This window comes from Azospirillum sp. B510 (assembly GCF_000010725.1).
Lineage (GTDB): Bacteria > Pseudomonadota > Alphaproteobacteria > Azospirillales > Azospirillaceae > Azospirillum > Azospirillum lipoferum_B.
Genome location: NC_013854.1, coordinates 934,995 through 953,175, shown reverse-complemented (window position 1 = coordinate 953,175; position 18,181 = coordinate 934,995). Strand labels below are relative to the sequence as shown.

At 66.8% G+C, this 18,181-nt stretch carries 16 protein-coding genes; 14 read left to right on the top strand and 2 right to left on the bottom strand.

From position 1 onward, the window contains the following. Positions 1-2 precede the first annotated feature (2 nt). The 10 genes from AZL_RS04425 (at position 3) to AZL_RS04380 (ending at position 6,148) form a co-directional block, all read left to right on the top strand. Complete coding sequence (locus tag AZL_RS04425) at positions 3-1,232, top strand: phage major capsid protein (protein WP_012973463.1); 1,230 nt, start codon at positions 3-5, stop codon at positions 1,230-1,232. Between the two features lie 79 nt (positions 1,233-1,311). Further along, positions 1,312-1,716 carry a hypothetical protein gene (locus tag AZL_RS04420; protein ID WP_012973462.1) on the top strand — a complete coding sequence of 135 codons (405 nt, stop codon included), beginning with the start codon at positions 1,312-1,314 and terminating at the stop codon, positions 1,714-1,716. Between the two features lie 50 nt (positions 1,717-1,766). Beyond that, entirely contained in the window at positions 1,767-1,949 is a 183-nt protein-coding gene (locus AZL_RS04415) for a hypothetical protein (RefSeq protein WP_012973461.1), read from the top strand. A gap of 125 nt (positions 1,950-2,074) precedes the next feature. Beyond that, positions 2,075-2,734, top strand: a complete 660-nt coding sequence (locus AZL_RS04410) for a hypothetical protein (protein WP_012973460.1) — start codon at positions 2,075-2,077, stop codon at positions 2,732-2,734. A gap of 7 nt (positions 2,735-2,741) precedes the next feature. Beyond that, complete coding sequence (locus tag AZL_RS04405) at positions 2,742-3,083, top strand: hypothetical protein (RefSeq protein ID WP_148219192.1); 342 nt, start codon at positions 2,742-2,744, stop codon at positions 3,081-3,083. A gap of 4 nt (positions 3,084-3,087) precedes the next feature. Further along, the gene (locus AZL_RS04400) at positions 3,088-3,546 is read left to right on the top strand and encodes a hypothetical protein (RefSeq protein ID WP_012973459.1); all 459 of its coding nucleotides are present in this window, start codon (positions 3,088-3,090) and stop codon (positions 3,544-3,546) included. A 5-nt stretch (positions 3,547-3,551) separates the two neighbouring features. Next, positions 3,552-3,776, top strand: a complete 225-nt coding sequence (locus AZL_RS04395; protein ID WP_042442524.1) for a hypothetical protein — start codon at positions 3,552-3,554, stop codon at positions 3,774-3,776. 84 nt (positions 3,777-3,860) lie between these two features. Beyond that, on the top strand, positions 3,861-5,351 hold the full coding sequence (locus AZL_RS04390) for a phage tail tube protein (protein WP_012973458.1): 1,491 nt from the start codon (positions 3,861-3,863) through the stop codon (positions 5,349-5,351). Between the two features lie 10 nt (positions 5,352-5,361). After that, a complete protein-coding gene (locus AZL_RS04385; RefSeq protein ID WP_042442522.1) occupies positions 5,362-5,598 on the top strand; it encodes a hypothetical protein in 237 nt (78 codons plus the stop codon). Between the two features lie 145 nt (positions 5,599-5,743). Beyond that, positions 5,744-6,148 (top strand): hypothetical protein, encoded by a 405-nt coding sequence (locus tag AZL_RS04380; protein ID WP_042442520.1) that lies wholly within the window; start codon positions 5,744-5,746, stop codon positions 6,146-6,148. Between the two features lie 8 nt (positions 6,149-6,156). Here AZL_RS04380 and AZL_RS36500 read toward each other — a convergent pair whose 3' ends face one another. Next, positions 6,157-6,318, bottom strand: coding sequence for a hypothetical protein (locus AZL_RS36500; protein WP_162470990.1), 162 nt, complete (start codon positions 6,316-6,318; stop codon positions 6,157-6,159). A gap of 36 nt (positions 6,319-6,354) precedes the next feature. Here AZL_RS36500 and AZL_RS36835 point away from each other — a divergent pair, with 36 nt between their 5' ends. Together AZL_RS36835 and AZL_RS04370 are read left to right on the top strand one after the other, a co-directional pair. Next, a complete protein-coding gene (locus tag AZL_RS36835) occupies positions 6,355-6,528 on the top strand; it encodes a hypothetical protein (RefSeq protein ID WP_247894192.1) in 174 nt (57 codons plus the stop codon). 3 nt (positions 6,529-6,531) lie between these two features. Next, positions 6,532-7,287, top strand: a complete 756-nt coding sequence (locus AZL_RS04370; RefSeq protein ID WP_012973456.1) for a hypothetical protein — start codon at positions 6,532-6,534, stop codon at positions 7,285-7,287. Here AZL_RS04370 and AZL_RS35250 read toward each other — a convergent pair. Beyond that, the gene (locus AZL_RS35250; protein WP_148219191.1) at positions 7,284-7,802 is read right to left on the bottom strand and encodes a hypothetical protein; all 519 of its coding nucleotides are present in this window, start codon (positions 7,800-7,802) and stop codon (positions 7,284-7,286) included. The two genes, AZL_RS04370 and AZL_RS35250, sit on opposite strands and share 4 nt — an antisense overlap. A 122-nt stretch (positions 7,803-7,924) precedes the next feature. Here AZL_RS35250 and AZL_RS33255 point away from each other — a divergent pair, with 122 nt between their 5' ends. Beyond that, positions 7,925-16,579, top strand: coding sequence for a transglycosylase SLT domain-containing protein (locus AZL_RS33255; protein WP_052293623.1), 8,655 nt, complete (start codon positions 7,925-7,927; stop codon positions 16,577-16,579). An 11-nt stretch (positions 16,580-16,590) separates the two neighbouring features. Beyond that, positions 16,591-18,180 (top strand): hypothetical protein, encoded by a 1,590-nt coding sequence (locus tag AZL_RS04360; protein WP_012973454.1) that lies wholly within the window; start codon positions 16,591-16,593, stop codon positions 18,178-18,180. The last annotated feature ends 1 nt before the right edge of the window (position 18,181 follow it).

Sequence of the window (18,181 nt, the reverse complement as noted above, 5' to 3'; positions counted from 1 at the left end):
TCATGGCCGACAACGCCGTCGAAAAGGTCGTCAACGACCTGATGAACGCCTGGACCGAGTTCAAGGACACGAGCGAGGAGAACGAAAAGCGGCGCGACACGCTGCTGGAAGACAAGATGACCCGCCTGAATGCGGCAATGGACAGGGCCGAGGGGCTCAACCAGAAGCTGACCCTGTCCGAGCAGACCGCCAAGGCGCAGCAGGAGCAGCTGGACCGCATCGAGGCGGCGATGAACCGCGCCAGCCTTGGCAGCCCCAAGGGCGACAAGGAGGCGACCGAGCACCGCGAGGCGTTCGACCGGGTGATGCGCACCCATGTGAACGACCGCCGCCGCGACGACATGGATCTGCTGAACAAGCGCAAGGCTGCGCTGGTGAAGTCCGACGACACCGGCGCCGGCTACCTGCTGGCGCCGCCTGACCTCCAGGCGGACATCCTGAAGGACGTGGTGGAGCAGACGCCCGCCCGCGTCCTGTCCACCGTCCGCACCATCGGCGTCGAGGCATGGAAGCAGCCGAAGCGCACCGGCACCGCCGGGGCAACGCGCGTCGGGGAGAAGGGCGGTCGAGGCAACACGGGCGACCCCGAGTACGGCATGATCGAGATCCTGGCGCCCGAGATGATCGCCCGGTTCGAAATCTCCCAGCAGATGCTGGAGGACAGCGGGTATGACCTGCTGGCCGAGCTGCGGTCTGAGTCGTCCGAGCAGTTCTCGGTCAAGCAGGGGCAGGAGTGGGTCGGCGGGGCCGGCTCGAACAACCAGGCGGAAGGCATCCTCGTCAACCCGGATGTCGCCTTCACCGTGTCGGGCAACGCCACCGGCCTGACCGGCGACGGCCTGATCGACCTGTACCACGACCTGAAGACGGCCTATGCCCGCAACGGCATCTGGACGCTGAACCGCCGGACGCTGGGCAAGGTGCGCAAGCTGAAGGACGGCGAGGGCAACTTTCTCTGGCTGCCCGGTCTGGCGAACGGGGTGCCGAACACGATCCTCGGCGCCACCTATGCCGAATGCCCGGACATGCCCGACGTCGCGGCCGGCTCCTTCCCCATCGCCTTCGGCGACTACAAGCGCGGCTACATCATCGTGGACCGCATCGCCGTCAGCTTCATGACCGACTACACGACCGGCGCCGACGACGGGTTGGTGGTGTTCCGCGGCCGGATGCGCACCGGCGGCGGTGTCCGTCAGCCCGAGGCGATCCGCAAGCTGAAGATCGCCGCGTAACGATCCACAAAATCCCCGACACCGCGAGAAGGGCGCCCGCTGGGCGCCTTTCGCGCATCTGAACCCGGAGATCATCGCCATGCGCGACCTTCACAACAACCTCGCCCCCCTGGTGGCGCTGAACATCGGCGCCATCGCCTCCAACACCACCACGAACGGCGCGATCATCGACACGAGGGGCTTCAACAGCCTGGAGTTCGTGATCCAGTCCGGCACCCTGACCGACGGCACCTATACCCCGGCTCTGATCGAGGGGAACGCTTCCGACCTGTCCGACGGCTCCCCCGTCGCGGCCGACGATCTGCTGGGCACCGTTGCGGCCGCCACCTTCGCGGCGACCGACGACAACAAGGTCAAGAAGCTCGGCTATCGCGGCAACAAGCGGTTCGTACGCCTCTCTCTGGTCTCGGCCGGCGCCTCCACCGGCGGGACCATCGGCGCTACCGCGATCCTCGGCCATCCGCGCAACGCGCCGGTCGCCTGATATCCGGGGCGGCATCTGCCGCCCCGCCACTCCTGAACAAGGACACGAGCATGCACAAGGTTCTGAAGCCCTTCCCCTACTCCCACGACGGCATCAAGACCGAGCAACTGGCGGAAGGCGTCCAGCGCGACTTTCGCCCCGATCTGGTGGAGGGGCTGGAAAAGGCCGGCCTGATCGGTCCGCCCGATGCCAAGGGCGCTGCGAAGGGCAGCAAGCCGGCCGGCGAAGGCTGATCCATGCCGCCCGCGCCTCCGCCCATCAGCTTGACCGGCTCCGCCCCACGGTTCTGCTGGGTTTGGCCCATTGCCCTGCTGATGGTCGCGGTGATCGGGGCGGTCACCGTCAAGGAGGCCCGCAAATGCCCATCGTCACTGTCACCACCCCCGCGGCAGACCGCCGCCTGTGCTCCACAGGAGCCCTGAAGACCGAACTCGGCATCGACGCTGACGACACCCTGTTCGACGCATGGTTGGAGGCAGAGGCGCTGTCTGCCTCCGACCTCGTGGCCGCCGCCTGCGGGGTGCGGGGTGACGATGCCGGCGATGCACCGCCGACCTTCCGCGAGGAAATAGCGATCGTCACCTTCAGCGTCGACGAAGCAGGTGGCGCCGAGGCTCTGTTCCTGCCGTGGCGCCGCCCCGCCCGGGTCTCCGTGGTTTCGGTCAGCGGTTCCACGCTGGACCCCGCCAGCTATCGCGCGATGAGCAAGGCCGGACTGATCGAGCGATTGAGTGCCGCCGGCTGCGTCGTCCCCTGGCGCCGATCTGCCGCCGCTGTGACCATCTCGTCCGGCTGGGCCTTGGGCAAGGTGCCCACCGAGCTTCAGGACGCCGTGAAGCGGCTGGTCCGCCTGCGCTGGGAGTCCAGGGACCGGGATCTGGCGGTGAAGGCCGAAGAGACCGACGGCACCGGCCGCACGGAATATTGGGTCGGCAGCATGGGGGCCGGCGGCTCCGCGCTTCCGGCCGATGTGCTGGCGGCGCTCCGGGCCGGCGGCTTCGTCGACTGCATCCGTTGAGGCGCCCATGGCCCGCTCCCGTGAAGCCCGCATGATCGGCAAGCGCGGCAAGCCGGTTGTGCTGCGCCGCCTGCAACCCGTCTTCACCGAAGTGATCGTACAAGCGTTCTGGCGGGAGACCGGCAGCGACACCCTGAACGGCAGCGCCGCGCAACGGACCTTCTCGGTCATCGTCGCGGCCGACGCCCTGGCGGAAACCGCTTTCCCGGCCGGCGGGCCGCAGAAGGGCGATCTGGTCATTATCAAGCCCACCATCGCGAACGGCGCCTGGACCGGCGGCGGCCAGACGCTGACGGTCTCCACCCCCGGCGAGCGCATCGGCGGCTGGTGGATGGAAGCGAAGGGTTGACCCCATGGCGACGATCCAAGCCTTCAACGCGATCCGCGCGTTCATCCGGGCCAATTGGCCGGACGTCGCGCCGCGCGACTGCCCTCTGGAATGGGACAACGAGCCGATCACGCCGCCGCAGCCCTACGGCCCGATAGACCCCAGCACCAACCAGCCGGTGGTCAACGCCTGGGGGCGGGTGCTGATCGACGGCGACCTGTGGGGGCAGGCCAGCATCGGCACCGGCAGCCCGGACACCGATCGGTGGGAGGAAACCGGCTCGCTGATGCTGTTCGTGTTCGCGCCGGTCGGCACCGGCTCCGAGCTGACCCGCGAGCTGCTGACCGCCTTCGCCGAAATGTGCCGGGGGCAGGACATCGGCGCCGTCGAGTTTCAGGACATCCGTTTCGACCCCATCGGCGTCAAGGACGACACCGGCAGCTGGTGGGGCATGCACATCGTCATCGACTGGAAGAGAGGATAGCCACCATGGCCCGATACATCGTCACCAAGCCCTTCAACACCGCAACCCGCCGGTTCGCCGTCGGCCAGGAGGTCACCGATGCCGACCTGGGCGACGTGCTGACCCTGGGGGACCGCGTCAATCTCGGCCAGATCGCCGAGACGGAGGAGCCCGAGGACAGCCACCACACGGAGCCGCCGGCCACGGAAGAAGACGCGGCCGGCGAAGAACCCGATCACTTCACCGCCTGACGCGCCCCCAATCCACCTGACGATCACCCCGCCGCCGGCACCGCCCGAGCGGCTTTTTTCATGCCCGGCTGAAAGGAGCCGCCCATGTCCAGTTCCAACCGTGTCCGCCTTGCCGGCGTCGCCGAGACGACGTACGGCACCACCCCCACCACCCCGCGCATGCGCAAGCAGCGCGTGACCTCCATCGGCCTGTCGAACAAGACGGTCACCATCGACTCCGGCGACATCCGCGACGACCGGATGAACTCCGACCCGACGCTGGTCGGGCAGACCAACGACGGGCAGATCGGCATCGAATGGCACTACCCGGTCGATGGCTGCCTCCTGTCGAGTGAGATGGAGAGCGCCTTCGGCAATTACTGGGTCAACACGCCCAGCCGCGACAACGACGGCGTCGCCGGGAGCGTGATCCAGAGCGTCACGAACTCATCCCAGGTGGTGGCGGTCGCCGCCGGCCCCGCCTTCGTTGCGGGCCATCTGGTCTACTTCTCGGGCTTCGGCGTCGCTGGTAACCGCGGCAAGCTGGCGAAGGTCACCACCGGCAGCACCACCGCCCCAGCCTTCGCCGCCGCCGGCCTCGTGGATGAAAACACTGCGGCAGCCACGGCGCGCATGAAGGTCTGCGGCTTCGAGGGGGCTGCCGGCGACATTCAGGCGGTCGCCGACGGCCTCCAGAGCACCGCCCTGGATTTCACGACGCTGGGCCTTCAGATCGGCCAATGGGCGAAGGTCGGGGACACCGGTGGCGCCTACCATTTCGTCGCCGACACCATGAACCGCTGGTGGGGTCGCATCATCGGCATCTCCGCCCACAAGCTGACGCTGGACAACCTGCCGGCGGGCTGGGCCGTCGACAACGGCAGCAGCAAGACGATCCGGGTCTTCTTCGGCGATGTCCTGATGAACGGCGTGCTGAAGCTGGGTGTGACTTTGGAACGTGGTTTCATGGACCACACGCCGCCGACCTTCCTGCCGCAGAGCGGCATGCGGGTGGGCAGCATGGAGTTCGGCGGGCAGGCCAAGGAAAAGGCCACCGGGGGCATCAGCTTCATGGGCATGAAGGCCGGAACGCCCGGCACGACCACCCTGGACGCGCTGCCGGACGAGGCGCCGGACAGCGGGCTCTATCCGGTCCTGGCCTTCTCCGCCAATTGCGGGAGGATCGGCGAGGGCGGTGTCGCCCTCGGCAAGCCCAATTGGGCCAAGGGCCTGAAGTTCACAATCGCCAACAACCTGCGCGCCATCGACGCCGCAGCCGACGGCGAGGACTTCGCTCCGGCGTCCGTCGACGTGGTGGACGGCTCCTGCGACGTGACGGTGGAGTTGGATACCCATTTCGGCAACGCAGATCTGCTCGCCAAGGTGTCGCAGGCAACCCCCACCGCCATCAACACCCGCCTCCAGAAGGGCACCCAGGCGCTGGTTTGGGATGCGCCCAGGCTGATCCCGAAGGAAGGCGACCCCAACGTCAGCGGCAAGAACACGGACGTCATGCTGCCGGTCAAACTGACCGCCTCCAAGGATGCCGTGACCGGGGCGCAGCTGATCGTGAACCGGTTCGAGTTCGTTCGGTAAGGGGGCGGCGATGCACATAAAGGCAGGCGACCCCGGCGCCAAGTTCGTGTCCGTGTTCGACGGCGAGACGGGCGAGAAGCTCCAGCGCGTGGTGGAGGTCAACGACACCGAGGGCTGGTATCGCGCCTATGCGGCCGGTCCTGATGGGCGCGTGCTGCGAGACGGCGAGGAAGCCGTGATCGAGCGCGTGGACCGGCCGATCCGCATCGAGGTTCCGGAGCAGTACCGGCACCTCTTCCAAGCCTGACGAGACCCCGACGACCACGGGAAAGAGGCTGCCGGCCCTGCCGGCGGCATGACGGCACGCGCGGGCCGTGGGCGGGCGTTTGGTCGGCGCCCGCCCTTTCATCGCGCACCCATCCGACCAACGACCAGATCAAGGACTTACCGCCATGGCGAACCTCGCCTCCCTGAAGCGCAGCTCCACCGCCCTCACCACCGGCGCCTGGAAGCGCCCCGACCCCGATCTCGATCTCCAGATCCTCACCCGCGGCTTCACCGACGAGTACCAGGACGCCCAGGCGTCCAAGCAGCGCAAGGCCGCCAAGGGCTTCGGCGGCGATCCGGAGAAGCTGCCGGTGGCGATGAAGCGCTCGATCAACATCGAGTGCCTGATCAAGCACTGCCTGATCGACGTCAAGATGACGGACGACGACGGCAACCCGGTCTCCTTCGAGGAGTTCTGCGACACCATCCGCGATCCGGATTTCTCCGAACTCGCAACCGCGGCCTTCACCGCCGCCGGCATGGTTTCTGCCGACCGCGAGGCCGACGCGAAGGAAGCCGAGGGAAACTGACGGCGGCCCTACGGGACCATCTCAACCGCAAGGCGGACAGCAACGATCTGCTGGCCGACCTTGCGGAGGATGACCCCGACGCGGCCGAGATGGTGGCCGCCCGCCTGGATGACGAGGGCGAGGCGGTCGAACCCCTGCCGTGGTGCCGGTGGGCATGGCGTGCCTGGCACGCGCTCTCCGACGACCGGCAATGGCGGGGCGGAGGCATGGGGCCTCCAAGCCCCTGCAACATCCCGTGGTCGGTGGCCCGCGCCTATGCGGCCGACCACGGGCACGACCTCCCCCTCCTTCTCCGCCTGCTCCGCGCCATGGACGGCGTCTATGCCGAGTGGTGGGCGGAGAAGGTGAAGGAGGCGAACAAGAAGCCGACGACGGAGTGACCCATGGCGAAAGCGGCAGCCTTCAACGCCCGGCTTCGGGTCTTCGTGGATCGGGCGCTCTCTCCGGAAGCGCAGTCCCGCCGGCTGGCGGAAATCGCCATCACCGAGCGGGACCGGCTGATTGCCGCCGGCCGGGCTTCCCGCCGGTACCGGCGCTGGGTCGATGGGGTGGAGGGTGCGCCCGAGACCGCGGTCCGGCCGGCAGATGGCGGTCGCATCGTCTACCGGTTCTCGATCATGGAAGCGGTCTGCACCTTCGCCCTGTCGTTCCTCATCAACCGTAGCCCGCCCCGATCCTCCGCACCGCTGAACCCCGCCACGGGCAAGACGGCGCATTACCGGGACGGCTTCTATTTCGGCATCAAGGACAGCGCCTCCGCCTATGCGGGCAAGGGTGACTCCGCCGGCCGGTTCGTCCCGGCGGCGCAGTTCAACCCGGCGGCGCTGTCCCCCACCATCACCGAAATCATCATCGGCAACGTGCTGCCCTACAGCCGCAAGGTCGACGTGCAGCTGATCGGGGGGCAGTCGCTATCCTTCCCGGTGCCGCCCGGCCTGTTCGATGGCGCCGTGAAGGCGATCCGTTCCCGCTTTGGCGACCTCGTGGAGGTCAAGCGGGTCTACACGATGGATTTCCCCAACCAGTACCGGCTGAAGCGTCGGCAGGTCTGGGCCACCGGCAAGAAGCAGGGGCTCTCGCGTGGACGTCAAGGAACGCGCGTTGAGAGCCCCGCCATCATCATCCTACCGAGGCGCTAACTGCTCTTCGCTACCTTTGAAATCATGTCCTGCGCCTGACGAAGCATTTTGATAGTGTTTACAAGTAATGGATCTGCGTTTCCGAACGACGATGCGGATAAGTTGGCGTCCCGATTAACGTCAGAATTATATATCTGCACACCAAACCCTAACGATCCTTTATATCCATCCATGAGTGAAAACCTAATAAACGGAGTTGCGTTGAAGAACGCATGACGCAGCACAAAGCTTTGCTGCGCTGTAATTACCCCACTGAAGCCGCCGAGGGCAGCAAGTATTTCTGGAATATCACTCTCTGGAATTGATGAAAGAGCTGACGCTTTTTTGTCCTCGATAATGGAAATATCAACGTAGAAGCTTCTAAGTGGAGCCTTTTCATCAGGCGAATAAACAATACTCTCCCGAACTCCAATGGAAATCGGTTGCGTATTGTTTATCGTTCCAATCGTTTGGGTCGAATGAAGATGTAGAGGCTTGTGCCTCTGAGCGAATTTAATCGCCGGTATCTCCGCCATAGCATTCCTCCAAGCTGTAGGGCGCTTAGTTTGCTCTCCGCTTTTTGGAGAGTCTAACCCTAGAATTCTCTGAAAAAGCGCCCATCAAGTCCGATGGGTCGCTTTTTATGCGAGGCACGCCCATGACTGATCAGATCGAGAGCCTGGACGTAGGCTTCCAAGACGGTGTGTCGGCTGGCGCCAAGAAGGCGACCGACGCGGTCACGGGCCTGGGCGACGCCTTCAGCGCCACCGAGGCGAAGGCGGAGCGTGCTGGACAGGGCACGAAGAAGGCGACCGACGAGGTTGCAGCCGGCGCCGCAGCCGCCGGGAAAGCCATCGACTCCTACGCCGGCACCGTGGAGCGTGCCGACGAGCGGGTAAGGCGCCACGCCCAGACGTACGACCAGCTCGCCAACAAGTTCGACCGGACCAAGCGGGAGGCTGCCGCCGTCGCGCGGGCCATCGCGCCGTATCAGCGGGCGCTGGATGACCTGGAGGCGAGCAGCGCCAAGGCGGGCGAGAAGGAGGAGCTTCGCGCCACCATCACGGCCAAGATGGAGGCCGCCGCCGAAAAGGCGCGGGTAGCGGTGGCGCGCTATTTCAAGGACGTGGAAGCCGGCGCGGCAGCGGCGAACGCAGCGGCCGGCGGGCTGTCGGCTGGCATGGCCGCCGCCACGGCCTCGGCCGGCTCTTGGGCTGGCGCGCTGGACAAGGTGTATGCCACCGCCGGCAGCATGTCCGACGGGCTGAACCGCGCCGCCCGCGCCCTCCGGGATCTGAACACCTCTTTCGACGCCGGGCACACCAGCTTTGCCGAGTGGGCGGCCGGGGCGAAGGGGCTGGAGGCCAGCTTGCGCGGCGTGTCCGCAGCGCAGAAGGCCATCAACGACTCGGTCGGCCTGTCGCGCCAGACGGCGAACACCGCAACCATCGGCGCCACCCGCTACGCCACCACCGGACGGGGATCGAGCGGGACCGGCTCCATCACCTTCGGGGACGACGGCAGCGTGCAGCGCCTGGACGACATCACCGCGGCGTTCGCGGCGGCGGACGCTGAACTGGACGCCTACCGCGTCTCGCTCGGGCTGACCGACGCCGCCCAGCAGAAGTATGTGGCCGGACTGGCGAAGTTGCAGGCCACCATCCGCCGGGCTGGTGTGGAGGAGGCCGAGGCAACCCGCCTGCTCAACGCCTATGCCGCCGCCCACGATCCTGCCGCGCGCTCCGCCGGCCAAGCCACAAAGGCGGCGGAGGCCACCGCCTCCGAATGGCAGGCCATCCTCGTTCAGGAGGAGTTTGCCGCCCGAGAGCGCATCGCCCAGACCAAGACCAACGTCGCGGCCAATTGGGAAGCGCAATTGGCGATGGACGAGTGGGGGGCACGCGAAGCCAAGGCGAAGCTCGCCACCGAATGGGAAGGGCTGCTGGCGCTCGAAGAGTTCCAGCAGCGCGAGCGGATCGCCCAGACGAAGGCGCAGGTTGCCGCCGCCTGGGAAGCGCAGATCGCCATGGACCAATGGGGAGCGCGCGAAGCCAAGGCGAAGCTGGCGACCGAGTGGGAGGCCAGCCTTGCGATGGAGCAGTTCGACGCTCCCGTCACCTATCGCAAGACGGTTGCCTCCTTCGACAAGGAGGCCGGCGACGCGCTGAAATACACGGAGGCCCTGGACCGGCTCCGAAGCACTGCGGCGGCGGCTGGCGTGTCGCTGGACCAACTGGCCGCCGATGAAGCCAAGCTCGCGGCCTCCCTCTCCCCCGCGGCCATCGCGGCGAAGAAGGAGGAGGAGGCGCTCCAGCGGCTGGTGGGCACCCTGGATCGCACTTTCGGCGCCACTGAGAAGCTGACCGAGCGGCAGGCGCTGCTCGACAAGGCGCTGACGGATGGCGTCGGCGGGATCAGGCTGACTGCCGATCAGCACGCCGCCCTGTCGGCGAAGCTACGGGAGCAGCACGATCTTGCGACCCGCAGCGCGACCAGCACAAAGCTGGCCGCGCACGAGACGCTGAACCTCGGCTACCAGATCCAGGATTTCGTCGTCCAGGTCGGTTCCGGCCAGTCCGCGGTGGTCGCCATGCTCCAGCAGGCGCCGCAGGCTGTGGGTGCGGTCGGCGGCCTGTCCCGGGCGATGGCGCTTCTCACCTCCACCACCGCGCTGACGGTGATGGGGGTGGGATCGCTGGCTGTCGGCTTTGGCCTGGTGCTCGGCCGGGCGAACACGATCTCCGCCGAACTGCGCGAGTTCACCGTCCTGCTGAAGGCGACCGGCGATCAGGCCGGCATGACGGCCGAGCAAATGCGCAGCGTTGCGGACGGTATGATGGGTGGCGGCGCCTCGCGTGAGGAGGCGAACACCGTCGTCAAGAATATCGTCAACACCCGCAAGCTGGCCGGCGAGCAGATCGCCCGCGACATCGGCTCGCTGTCGATCGATATGGGCAGCGTCTTCGGCGGCACCTCCGATGCCGGCCGAATGCTGACCGGTTGGTTGACCACCGGCGTCAAGGGACTGCGCGAGATGGCGGCGGAGACCGGCGCCCTCTCGGTGGCGCAGTACGAAGCCGCCCGCGCCGCCCTGGAGCATGGCGACCGGGAGAAAGCGCTCGCCATCGCCGTCGGTGCACTGAAAGATCGGTTCTCTGGCCTGCATCGCGAGTCGCTCAGCCCGGCCGGGCAGGCGATGGAAGACCTGTCCCACGCCTACAACGAGCTGCTGAACGCCGCCGCGGAACACCCCATCGTGGTTACGGTGCAGATCGTCGGGGCCGACCTGCTGAAGGAGGTTTCGAATTTCATCAAGGACCCGGCGAACTTCCAGTTCCCGACCTTCTCCAGAGAGACGGAGTTCCCGAACCCCTTCGGGTGGTTCATCGGCTTGGCGAAGGCCCGGCCCAACCCCACCCTTTCCGAGGGAGCGTTGACCGGCAGGGCGCCATTGCTCCCGCCGGCTCCCGCGGGCACCCCGATCCCCGGCCGCAAGCCGACGCAGCGGGACGGCCTGCCGCTGGACGAGGCACTGACCATCTCCGACCTGACCGCGGCCAACGACAGGTTGTTGGCGGTCATGCAGAAAGTCGGTGCCGAGCGCGTCATCGAAACCGCCAGGGTGCAGGCGGAGATGGCGGCGACCAATGCCGGCAAGAGCGCGAAAGCGGCCGAACTGGAGGGCATCCAGGCCGCCCGCATGGCGCGTGCCCAACTCGTCCAGGCGGTGGACGACAGCAACCGGGCCGCCGCCGCAGAGGTGGCCGGCGCCGATCTGGTGGCCCGTGCCTACGGCCAGTCCACCGCCGCGGTGCGCGAGGCCGAGATCCACCAGAATGCCTTGGCAGAGGTGGCGCGCGGCACAATCGAGCCCTATGACGCCATCGTGAGCCGCCTGCGGGCGGTGGACGATGCCCAGCGCAAGGTCCAAGCGGCACAGTTCGACGCCACGCTGAAGCAGCAAACCGACGACGCTCTGCGACTGGCCGACGCCTGGGGCCGTGGCGCCAATGCCGCGCGGGAAGCAGGGCTCGCCAACGAGGCCCTGGCCGAGGCGCGCAAGCGCGGGCTGGCACCGACCAAGGATGCTGGCCAGATCCAGGACATCGGTCGCGGCATCCTGGCGCGCGATGCGGCGCGGCGGTCGCAGGAATTCGCGCAGATGGCGGCCGAGCAGCGCAGGGCGGTGGAGTTGGCCAACGCTGAATTCGGCATGCTGGGCCAATCCAACGCCGAACGCGCCAAGGCGGTGGCGATCCTGCAAACCACCAACACGCTGCGCGACAAAGGTGTTGACCTGACCGACGCCGGCACACAGGCGTATATCCGTCAGGCGGGCGAGCTGGCGCGCGTCAACAGTCAGTTGCAGGACGCCGCCCAGAACGCCGCCAATCTGGCGCAGCCGATCACCACGGCTTTCGAGGATGTGGTCGTCGGCGCGAAGAAGGCGGGCGATGCCGGCAAAGCCCTGGCCGAGGACCTGAAGCGGGTCTTTTTCCGCGCGACAGTGACGAAACCAGCCGAGACGTGGCTGACCGGCACGCTGACCAAGCTGATGTCCGGGCCGATCGGCGCGGCGAACGACAATGCCCCGCGACCGGCCAACGATCCGGGCAGCCTCAGCCGGATCGTGACCAGCGTGTCCGGCGGCCTCGGCTCGTCGCCGTCCAACGCGATGTGGGTGCAGCAGGCCGGCTCCGCTGCTGCCGTGGCGCTCGATCCGCAGGCGCTGACCGGCAGAGCCCCCCTGCCGGTGGCGATCAGGGATGGCGGTCAGGTGGAGGATCTGCTCCGATCCGAGGCCCGCGCACAGGGCGTGCCAGAGGCAGTCGCGCTCGCCATCGGAAAGCTCGAAAGCGGATTTCGCCAGCACCGCGACGACGGCCGGCTGCTGACCTCCAGCGCCGGGGCGCAGGGCGTCATGCAGCTCATGCCGGCGACGGCGAAATGGCTCGGCGTCGATGCGACCGACACCCGAGAGAATGTGCGAGGCGGCATCAAGTACCTGGCGATGCTCGGCCGGCAGTTCGGCGGCGATTGGAACATGGTCGCCGCTGCCTACAACGCCGGCCCGACACGGGTGCAGCAGTACCTGACTCAAGGCCGCGCCCTGCCGACCGAAACGGTGACCTATGTCGAGCGGTTCGGGAAGTCCGTCCAGACCGCCAATACCGCTGTCGAGGGTATGGCCGCTCGCGCTGAAGGCGCAGCCACGTCTCAGGCTGCGACCACCCAGAACCTGACCACCGCGCAGCGCGACGCCGTATCGGCGGCTTTGTCGACCGTCAAGTCGATGGATAGCGTATCTACCGCTGCCGACGACATTGACGCGCGGCTTGGCATGGCATCGGACGGCGTGTCCACCGCTGCCGAGAAGCTGACCGCCGCACAGAAGGAGGCGGCGCAGGGAGCCGTCACCTTTGCGCAGTCGTCACAGCAAGCCGGCGACTTCATGGTGGATGGCACCCAGCAGGCGCTCGGCGCGCTGCTGAGCGTCATTGGCGCGGCCAGTGGAATCAAGGGCGCGGGCATCCCCGGTCAGGTTGTCCAGGCCGGCGGCCCGCAAGGGATCGCCAACAGCTTCTCCCAACTCGGAAGCCTGCTGAAGACGGACGGCATCTTCGGTTCGAACAGCGCGATCAGCAGCGTCAAGGGCTTCCTGAACACGCCGATCCCTGGGCTGTCAAACATCGGATACACGGCGCCGCAGGCGGCTGCGGTCGCCAAGACCTCCACCGGCACGCTGGCCGGCGGCGAGGGTGCCAGCACCGGCACGGGAGCTCAGGCGGCTGGCGGTCCAACCTGGGGCAATGCGCTCGGGGCGGTCGGCTACGGCTTCAACGCCTTCCAGAACTTCCGGTCGGGGAACGTGATCGGAGGCATCGGTAACACCGCCGCCACCGCCATGATGTTCATCCCCGGTGCCCAGCCCTTCGCGCCGCTGGTCGCCATCGGCAGCCAGTTGCTGGGTGGTCTTTTTGGAAAGGACCGTGGGAAGCCGGCGGCCGGCGCCGGGGTGCAATATGTTGACGGCAGGCAGACCTTCGCCGGCGCCGCCACCGATAACAATGGCAGCGCCGAACAGGCGCAGCAACTGCTCCAGAGCATCGATGCCGCGACAAAGCAATTCATCGCCCTGGTTGGGGGAAAGACGAATGGCGGCTTTGGCATCGCCGTGGAATCCAAGGATGGCAAGTTTCGCTCCAGGGACGGCGGACCGTCGGGGCAACTGGGCGCCTCCTACGACACGCTGGACGAAGCGGTCATTGCCGGTATCCGCCACAACGTCAGCCAGGGGCTGATCTCTGCGTCGGAAGACGTGCTGAAAGCCGTCAAGAACAGCACCAAGACCGACATCAACGAGTTCATGGCGGATGTGAGTTTCGGAAAGAATTTCCGAGCGCAGATTGATGCCATGAATTCGGCGCTTGATCCAACCTCGAACCAGATCAAGGCATGGACCGAAGCCTCCCAGCAGCTTGGAGATCAGGTCAAGGTCAGCGTCACGGACTGGAAGGACACAGCGTCGCGGCTCGGACTGGCAACCGAGACCGAGCTGACCGCCGCCGCCCGCAAGGGCATCACCGCGATGATGGGGCTGGGACCGGCGGTGGAGCCGCTGCGGGGCGTCTCCGCCGTCACCAAGCAGGCGGAGATCCAGTTCGAGGCATTCCGGCCAGCTCTGTCTGCGCTTGGCTATACCGCCGCCGAAGTAGCGGACATGGCGGGAAAATACACGGCGAAGCTGAAGGACGACTATCTGACGTCGGTCGGCTACCAGACCAGGGCCGGCGATCTCTCCATTACGCAACTGGTCGATCCAGGCGCGCGGGCGACGTCGACCGACCGAGTGAAGGCGCTCGGGCTCGACCCCAAGTTCGCCGGGGTGTCCGCGCTCGGTAACGTGCTCGATCAGGTCGACGCATCCGCGACATCCGGCACCCTGCGTTTCGGCGACCTGCGTTCAGCGATGGAGGCGCTGAACGCAGCCCTTCGCGACGGGGTGCTGACGGGCGACCAGTACGGCACCGCCGTGTCCGGATTCACTGCGGCTTGGCAGCGCAACATTGGCGTCTTGTCGGCGCTGCGCGATGGTAGCGCGGCGGTCGAAACGGCCATCAACCCTTCCTGGCGGGCAAGCGCCGATGCCCAGCTGTCAGAGGCCGGGATGTATGGCCCGCAGGTGCTGGCTCTGCGGGATGTATGGCAAGGAGTGTCTGACGCGGCGGCGGTTGGTACGTTGACTGGCGACCAGCTGCGGGCTGCGCTCGCTGATCTGAATGGCCAGTTGACAGCAGGCACCATCAGCGCCGAACAGCAAAAGGCGGCGGTGGCGCAGCTGACCAAGGCGTGGCAGGACAACGAGACTGCGGCGACGCGTCTCCAAGCGGCCGAAGACCTAAATGTCCGCGCTCTGCGCGCGGAGGGTAAGGGGGGCGCCGCCGACGCTCAGGAATTGCAGCTGCGCCAGCAGCGTGAATTCCAGCAGGCGGTGAAGGACGGCCAAGACGCCGCCTATCTCGGTGGTCTGAAATATGTTCAGGGCCTGGAGGCACAAACAGCGGCCCTGGAGCAACAAAACAAGGTCACCCAAGCCGCCCAAGACCTGCACGTCCGTGCGCTGCGCGCTGAAAATCGTGGCGGAGACGCTGACACGCTGGAGTTGGCGTTGCGCCAGCAGCGTGAATTCCAGCAGGCGGTGAAGGACGGCCAAGACGCCGCCTATCTCGGTGGTCTGAAATATGTCCAGGGGCTGGAGGCCGAGGCAGCGAAAAAGGAGAAGCTGGCGGCGCTTACAGCCTATACCGCCGACATCAACAGCCGGACGTATGGGGTAATCGGTCGCGACCGCGACTCTGGTTTGCTGGCGCTCCAACAGCAGCAAAAAGTCGAACTGTCGCAGGCAGAAGACAAGGGCTATGACACCACGCAGCTGAAGCAGCTACAGGCCGCCGAATATGCGGCGCGAGCCTTTTCTCTAGCGCAGGCCGATGTTCTTGGTTGGTACGATCAGGAAATCACCGCAAGGCAGACCTTCATTTCCACTCTTCAGGACGGCGCGCTGAAGGTTGCCCAGGCGGCCAAGCAATTCGCCGCCGCCCGTGATGCCCTCGCCATCAGCCAGGACGCGCCGATCAGCCCGCAGGAGCGGCTGACGGAGACCAAACGGCAATGGGATGCCGCGTTGGAGATCATTCGTTCGACCAAAAAGAGTGATGAAGAAAAGGACACCGCCCGCACCAACCTGATCAGCCTCGGCCAGACCTTGACGACGATCGAAAAGGAGAACTCGGCCGGAACCGCCCGAGCGCTCTACGACATGGTGATGGCGGCCGAAAAGGAGCTTGGCACCGTCACGCCATCCTCCACCGCGGCGACGGCCGAGGCCGACCTGAAAGTCGCCCAGGATCAGCTGAAGGAACTTCAGCGGGCGCGAACGGAGGCGGCAGCGCTGGGGCAAAAGAACTACGGCAAGCTGGAAGACATCACCGGCATCATGGCCCAGAGCTACGTCGTGATGCAGGGCTTCAGGGCGCCGCTGGAACAGCTGACGGGCACCAAATCCAGCGCGACCCTGCCGCAGATGCTCGCTGGCCTGACGACTGGCACCCTACCGGGGATCATGACTTGGGCGCGCGCGCAGGGACCGGACGCCACCTATCAGGTTCTTAGGGCGGCGGATGAGAAGCTTGGCTGGGCCAATAATCCATACAGATACACCGCGAGCCCGGATATTGCGTCGCTGGGCGACAAGGTGTCGACCGATGCCTGGATGTCGATCCTGCGGTCGGTCGGCTACACCGGCGAGGCCAACGCCTGGGCGATCAACTCCTGGCTCGCCGCCTACGGCAAGGCCGACCAATACGAGGGCGCTATGCGGGCTTGGGCGCACGAGCGCGGCATCCCAGGCTTTGCGACCGGCACCCTGGCCACCCCGCCCGGCGCGGTGTGGGTGGGCGAGCAGGGGCCAGAGCTGCTGTGGCAGGGGGGCGGCGCGGCGGTCGCGTCGAGCGCTGACTCGATCCGGATCGCCGGCATATATCAAACGGCCGCCAATGACCGCTACCCCGCCGGCATCGCCAGCTATCAGCCGGCCGCCCCGGTGCCGCCGGTGCGGGGCGGCGACGGAAACGCCGCCATCCTGGCCGAGCTGCGGCGGCTCAACGCCCAGATCGTTGAGATCAAGCAAGCCCTGCACGACGAAGAGGGTGCCGCACAGGACCAGCGCGGCGTGCTGCTGACCAGGCTGATCAGGACAGTCGAAGCGCTCAAATCCGAAATCGCGGATCAGAAGCCGCGGCGGGCAGCATAAGGGAGATCCACATGGATGTGCATCTGTACGATCTCGTGGCCTACCACAAGACCACGGGACACCAACACCGCTGGCCGCTCTGCGCCGGCTCCGTCGCCTACCAATCCCGCAGCGATGATGATCCGGCATGCGTGACCTGGCTGCCTCTGGTCAGCCAGTGGGCATCGGTGGCTGTGCGGGCGGCTGCCGATGGTGCGCGGGCCGAGATCGACGACATGGGCCTGGCGAACGTCCGGAAGGACGCGGCCGATGATCTGCCGCGCTACGCCTCGGTCTACGACATCACCGCCGGGGCATGGCTGCGCGTCCCGCTGACGGCTCGCCCGCTCAACGTGTTGCTGACCGACTACTTGATCCAGTCGGTCACCGAACGGGTGGTGGCGACCGGCGCGCCGCTGTCCACCGCGGTGACGGTCTGGCGGGCGAAGGCCGGAATGATCGGTCCGGACGTCACCACGCTGAAGCTTCCGGTCTATGACCGGCAGCTGGATTTCGATACGCCGATCCAGCCCGACACCGCGAAGTATGCCGGCACCGGCGGGTATGAGGGGCCGGCGGAGCTGAAGAACACGTTGCGGGAACGTTGCTTTGGTCACTGCCCATTTGCGGCGCCAACCTACCTTGGCGTGATCGACCTCGGATCGGATCGGGGGGGCTTGCTTCATGTCTGGTCTGTCAACGGCGGTCTGCCAATCGAGGACGTGCCGCGCGGGTGGTCTGGCGGTGTGGCCGTGACCAAGACCGCCGGCAATCCCGGCTCCGACCAGTTCCGGGTCGACACCGCCACCGGCTATATCCACACCTCGGTCCACTACGACGACTTTCGGGTCGAGTGCAAAGGCGACAAGACCGGCGGGGTCTGGCGCCGCTACATCGGCGAGCTGATCGCCTTCCTGGCGATAACGCATGGTGCGATCGTCAGCGCGGCCGACGTCAGCGGCATGGATGCGATTCCGCGCACCGTCGGGCTATATCTGCCAGCCGGCGACGGCCGCACCCACCGGGACGCCTATGGTAAGCTCGTCGGCAGCGTGCCACGCGGCCGATGGTTCATCGACTTGGCCGACCGGCTGGTGGTAACGCGCCTGCCGCGCGCGACGGCGGCCGTGCCGACCCGAACCTACAGCAAGACGAGCGGGGCGACAGATGGGCTGAAACCCGTCGCCGGCAACAGCGTCACGCCCACCAAGAAGGTGACGGTCCTCTACGCAGAGAACCCCGGCGCCAACGGCAAGGCTGCGGCCGATGCCACCGCAGCGGACGCCGCGTTGTGGACCCAGCAATGGCGGGAGTCGGACAGCGCGACCGATCCAGTGATCGCCGCCGCCTATGGCGTGTCGGCCAAGACCGACCGCGTTGAAACCGCATTGACCCTGAAGGCCGACGCCGACGCCGAGGCGCCGCTGTGGCTGGCCGAGAAGGCTTGGCCGCCGCAGGCCTACCAGCTGAAGGTTAGGGACGGCGCCCCCGGCCTCTGGATCGGTGGCGCCGTGACCGTAGTGGACGACATCGCGGGCTTCGAGGCCGGTGGACCGCTGGTCATCACCGGCCGGACAAATCGGGACCGCGGCGGCGGAGCCACCCTGTTCGTGGAGCGCTGAC

Coding starts and splice junctions, on each gene's coding strand:
- AZL_RS04425 (WP_012973463.1), top strand. CDS start 3: ATGGCCGACAACGCCGTCGAAAAGGTCGTCAACGACCTGATGAACGCC.
- AZL_RS04420 (WP_012973462.1), top strand. CDS start 1,312: ATGCGCGACCTTCACAACAACCTCGCCCCCCTGGTGGCGCTGAACATC.
- AZL_RS04415 (WP_012973461.1), top strand. CDS start 1,767: ATGCACAAGGTTCTGAAGCCCTTCCCCTACTCCCACGACGGCATCAAG.
- AZL_RS04410 (WP_012973460.1), top strand. CDS start 2,075: ATGCCCATCGTCACTGTCACCACCCCCGCGGCAGACCGCCGCCTGTGC.
- AZL_RS04405 (WP_148219192.1), top strand. CDS start 2,742: ATGGCCCGCTCCCGTGAAGCCCGCATGATCGGCAAGCGCGGCAAGCCG.
- AZL_RS04400 (WP_012973459.1), top strand. CDS start 3,088: ATGGCGACGATCCAAGCCTTCAACGCGATCCGCGCGTTCATCCGGGCC.
- AZL_RS04395 (WP_042442524.1), top strand. CDS start 3,552: ATGGCCCGATACATCGTCACCAAGCCCTTCAACACCGCAACCCGCCGG.
- AZL_RS04390 (WP_012973458.1), top strand. CDS start 3,861: ATGTCCAGTTCCAACCGTGTCCGCCTTGCCGGCGTCGCCGAGACGACG.
- AZL_RS04385 (WP_042442522.1), top strand. CDS start 5,362: ATGCACATAAAGGCAGGCGACCCCGGCGCCAAGTTCGTGTCCGTGTTC.
- AZL_RS04380 (WP_042442520.1), top strand. CDS start 5,744: ATGGCGAACCTCGCCTCCCTGAAGCGCAGCTCCACCGCCCTCACCACC.
- AZL_RS36835 (WP_247894192.1), top strand. CDS start 6,355: ATGGGGCCTCCAAGCCCCTGCAACATCCCGTGGTCGGTGGCCCGCGCC.
- AZL_RS04370 (WP_012973456.1), top strand. CDS start 6,532: ATGGCGAAAGCGGCAGCCTTCAACGCCCGGCTTCGGGTCTTCGTGGAT.
- AZL_RS35250 (WP_148219191.1), bottom strand. CDS start 7,802: ATGGCGGAGATACCGGCGATTAAATTCGCTCAGAGGCACAAGCCTCTA.
- AZL_RS33255 (WP_052293623.1), top strand. CDS start 7,925: ATGACTGATCAGATCGAGAGCCTGGACGTAGGCTTCCAAGACGGTGTG.
- AZL_RS04360 (WP_012973454.1), top strand. CDS start 16,591: ATGGATGTGCATCTGTACGATCTCGTGGCCTACCACAAGACCACGGGA.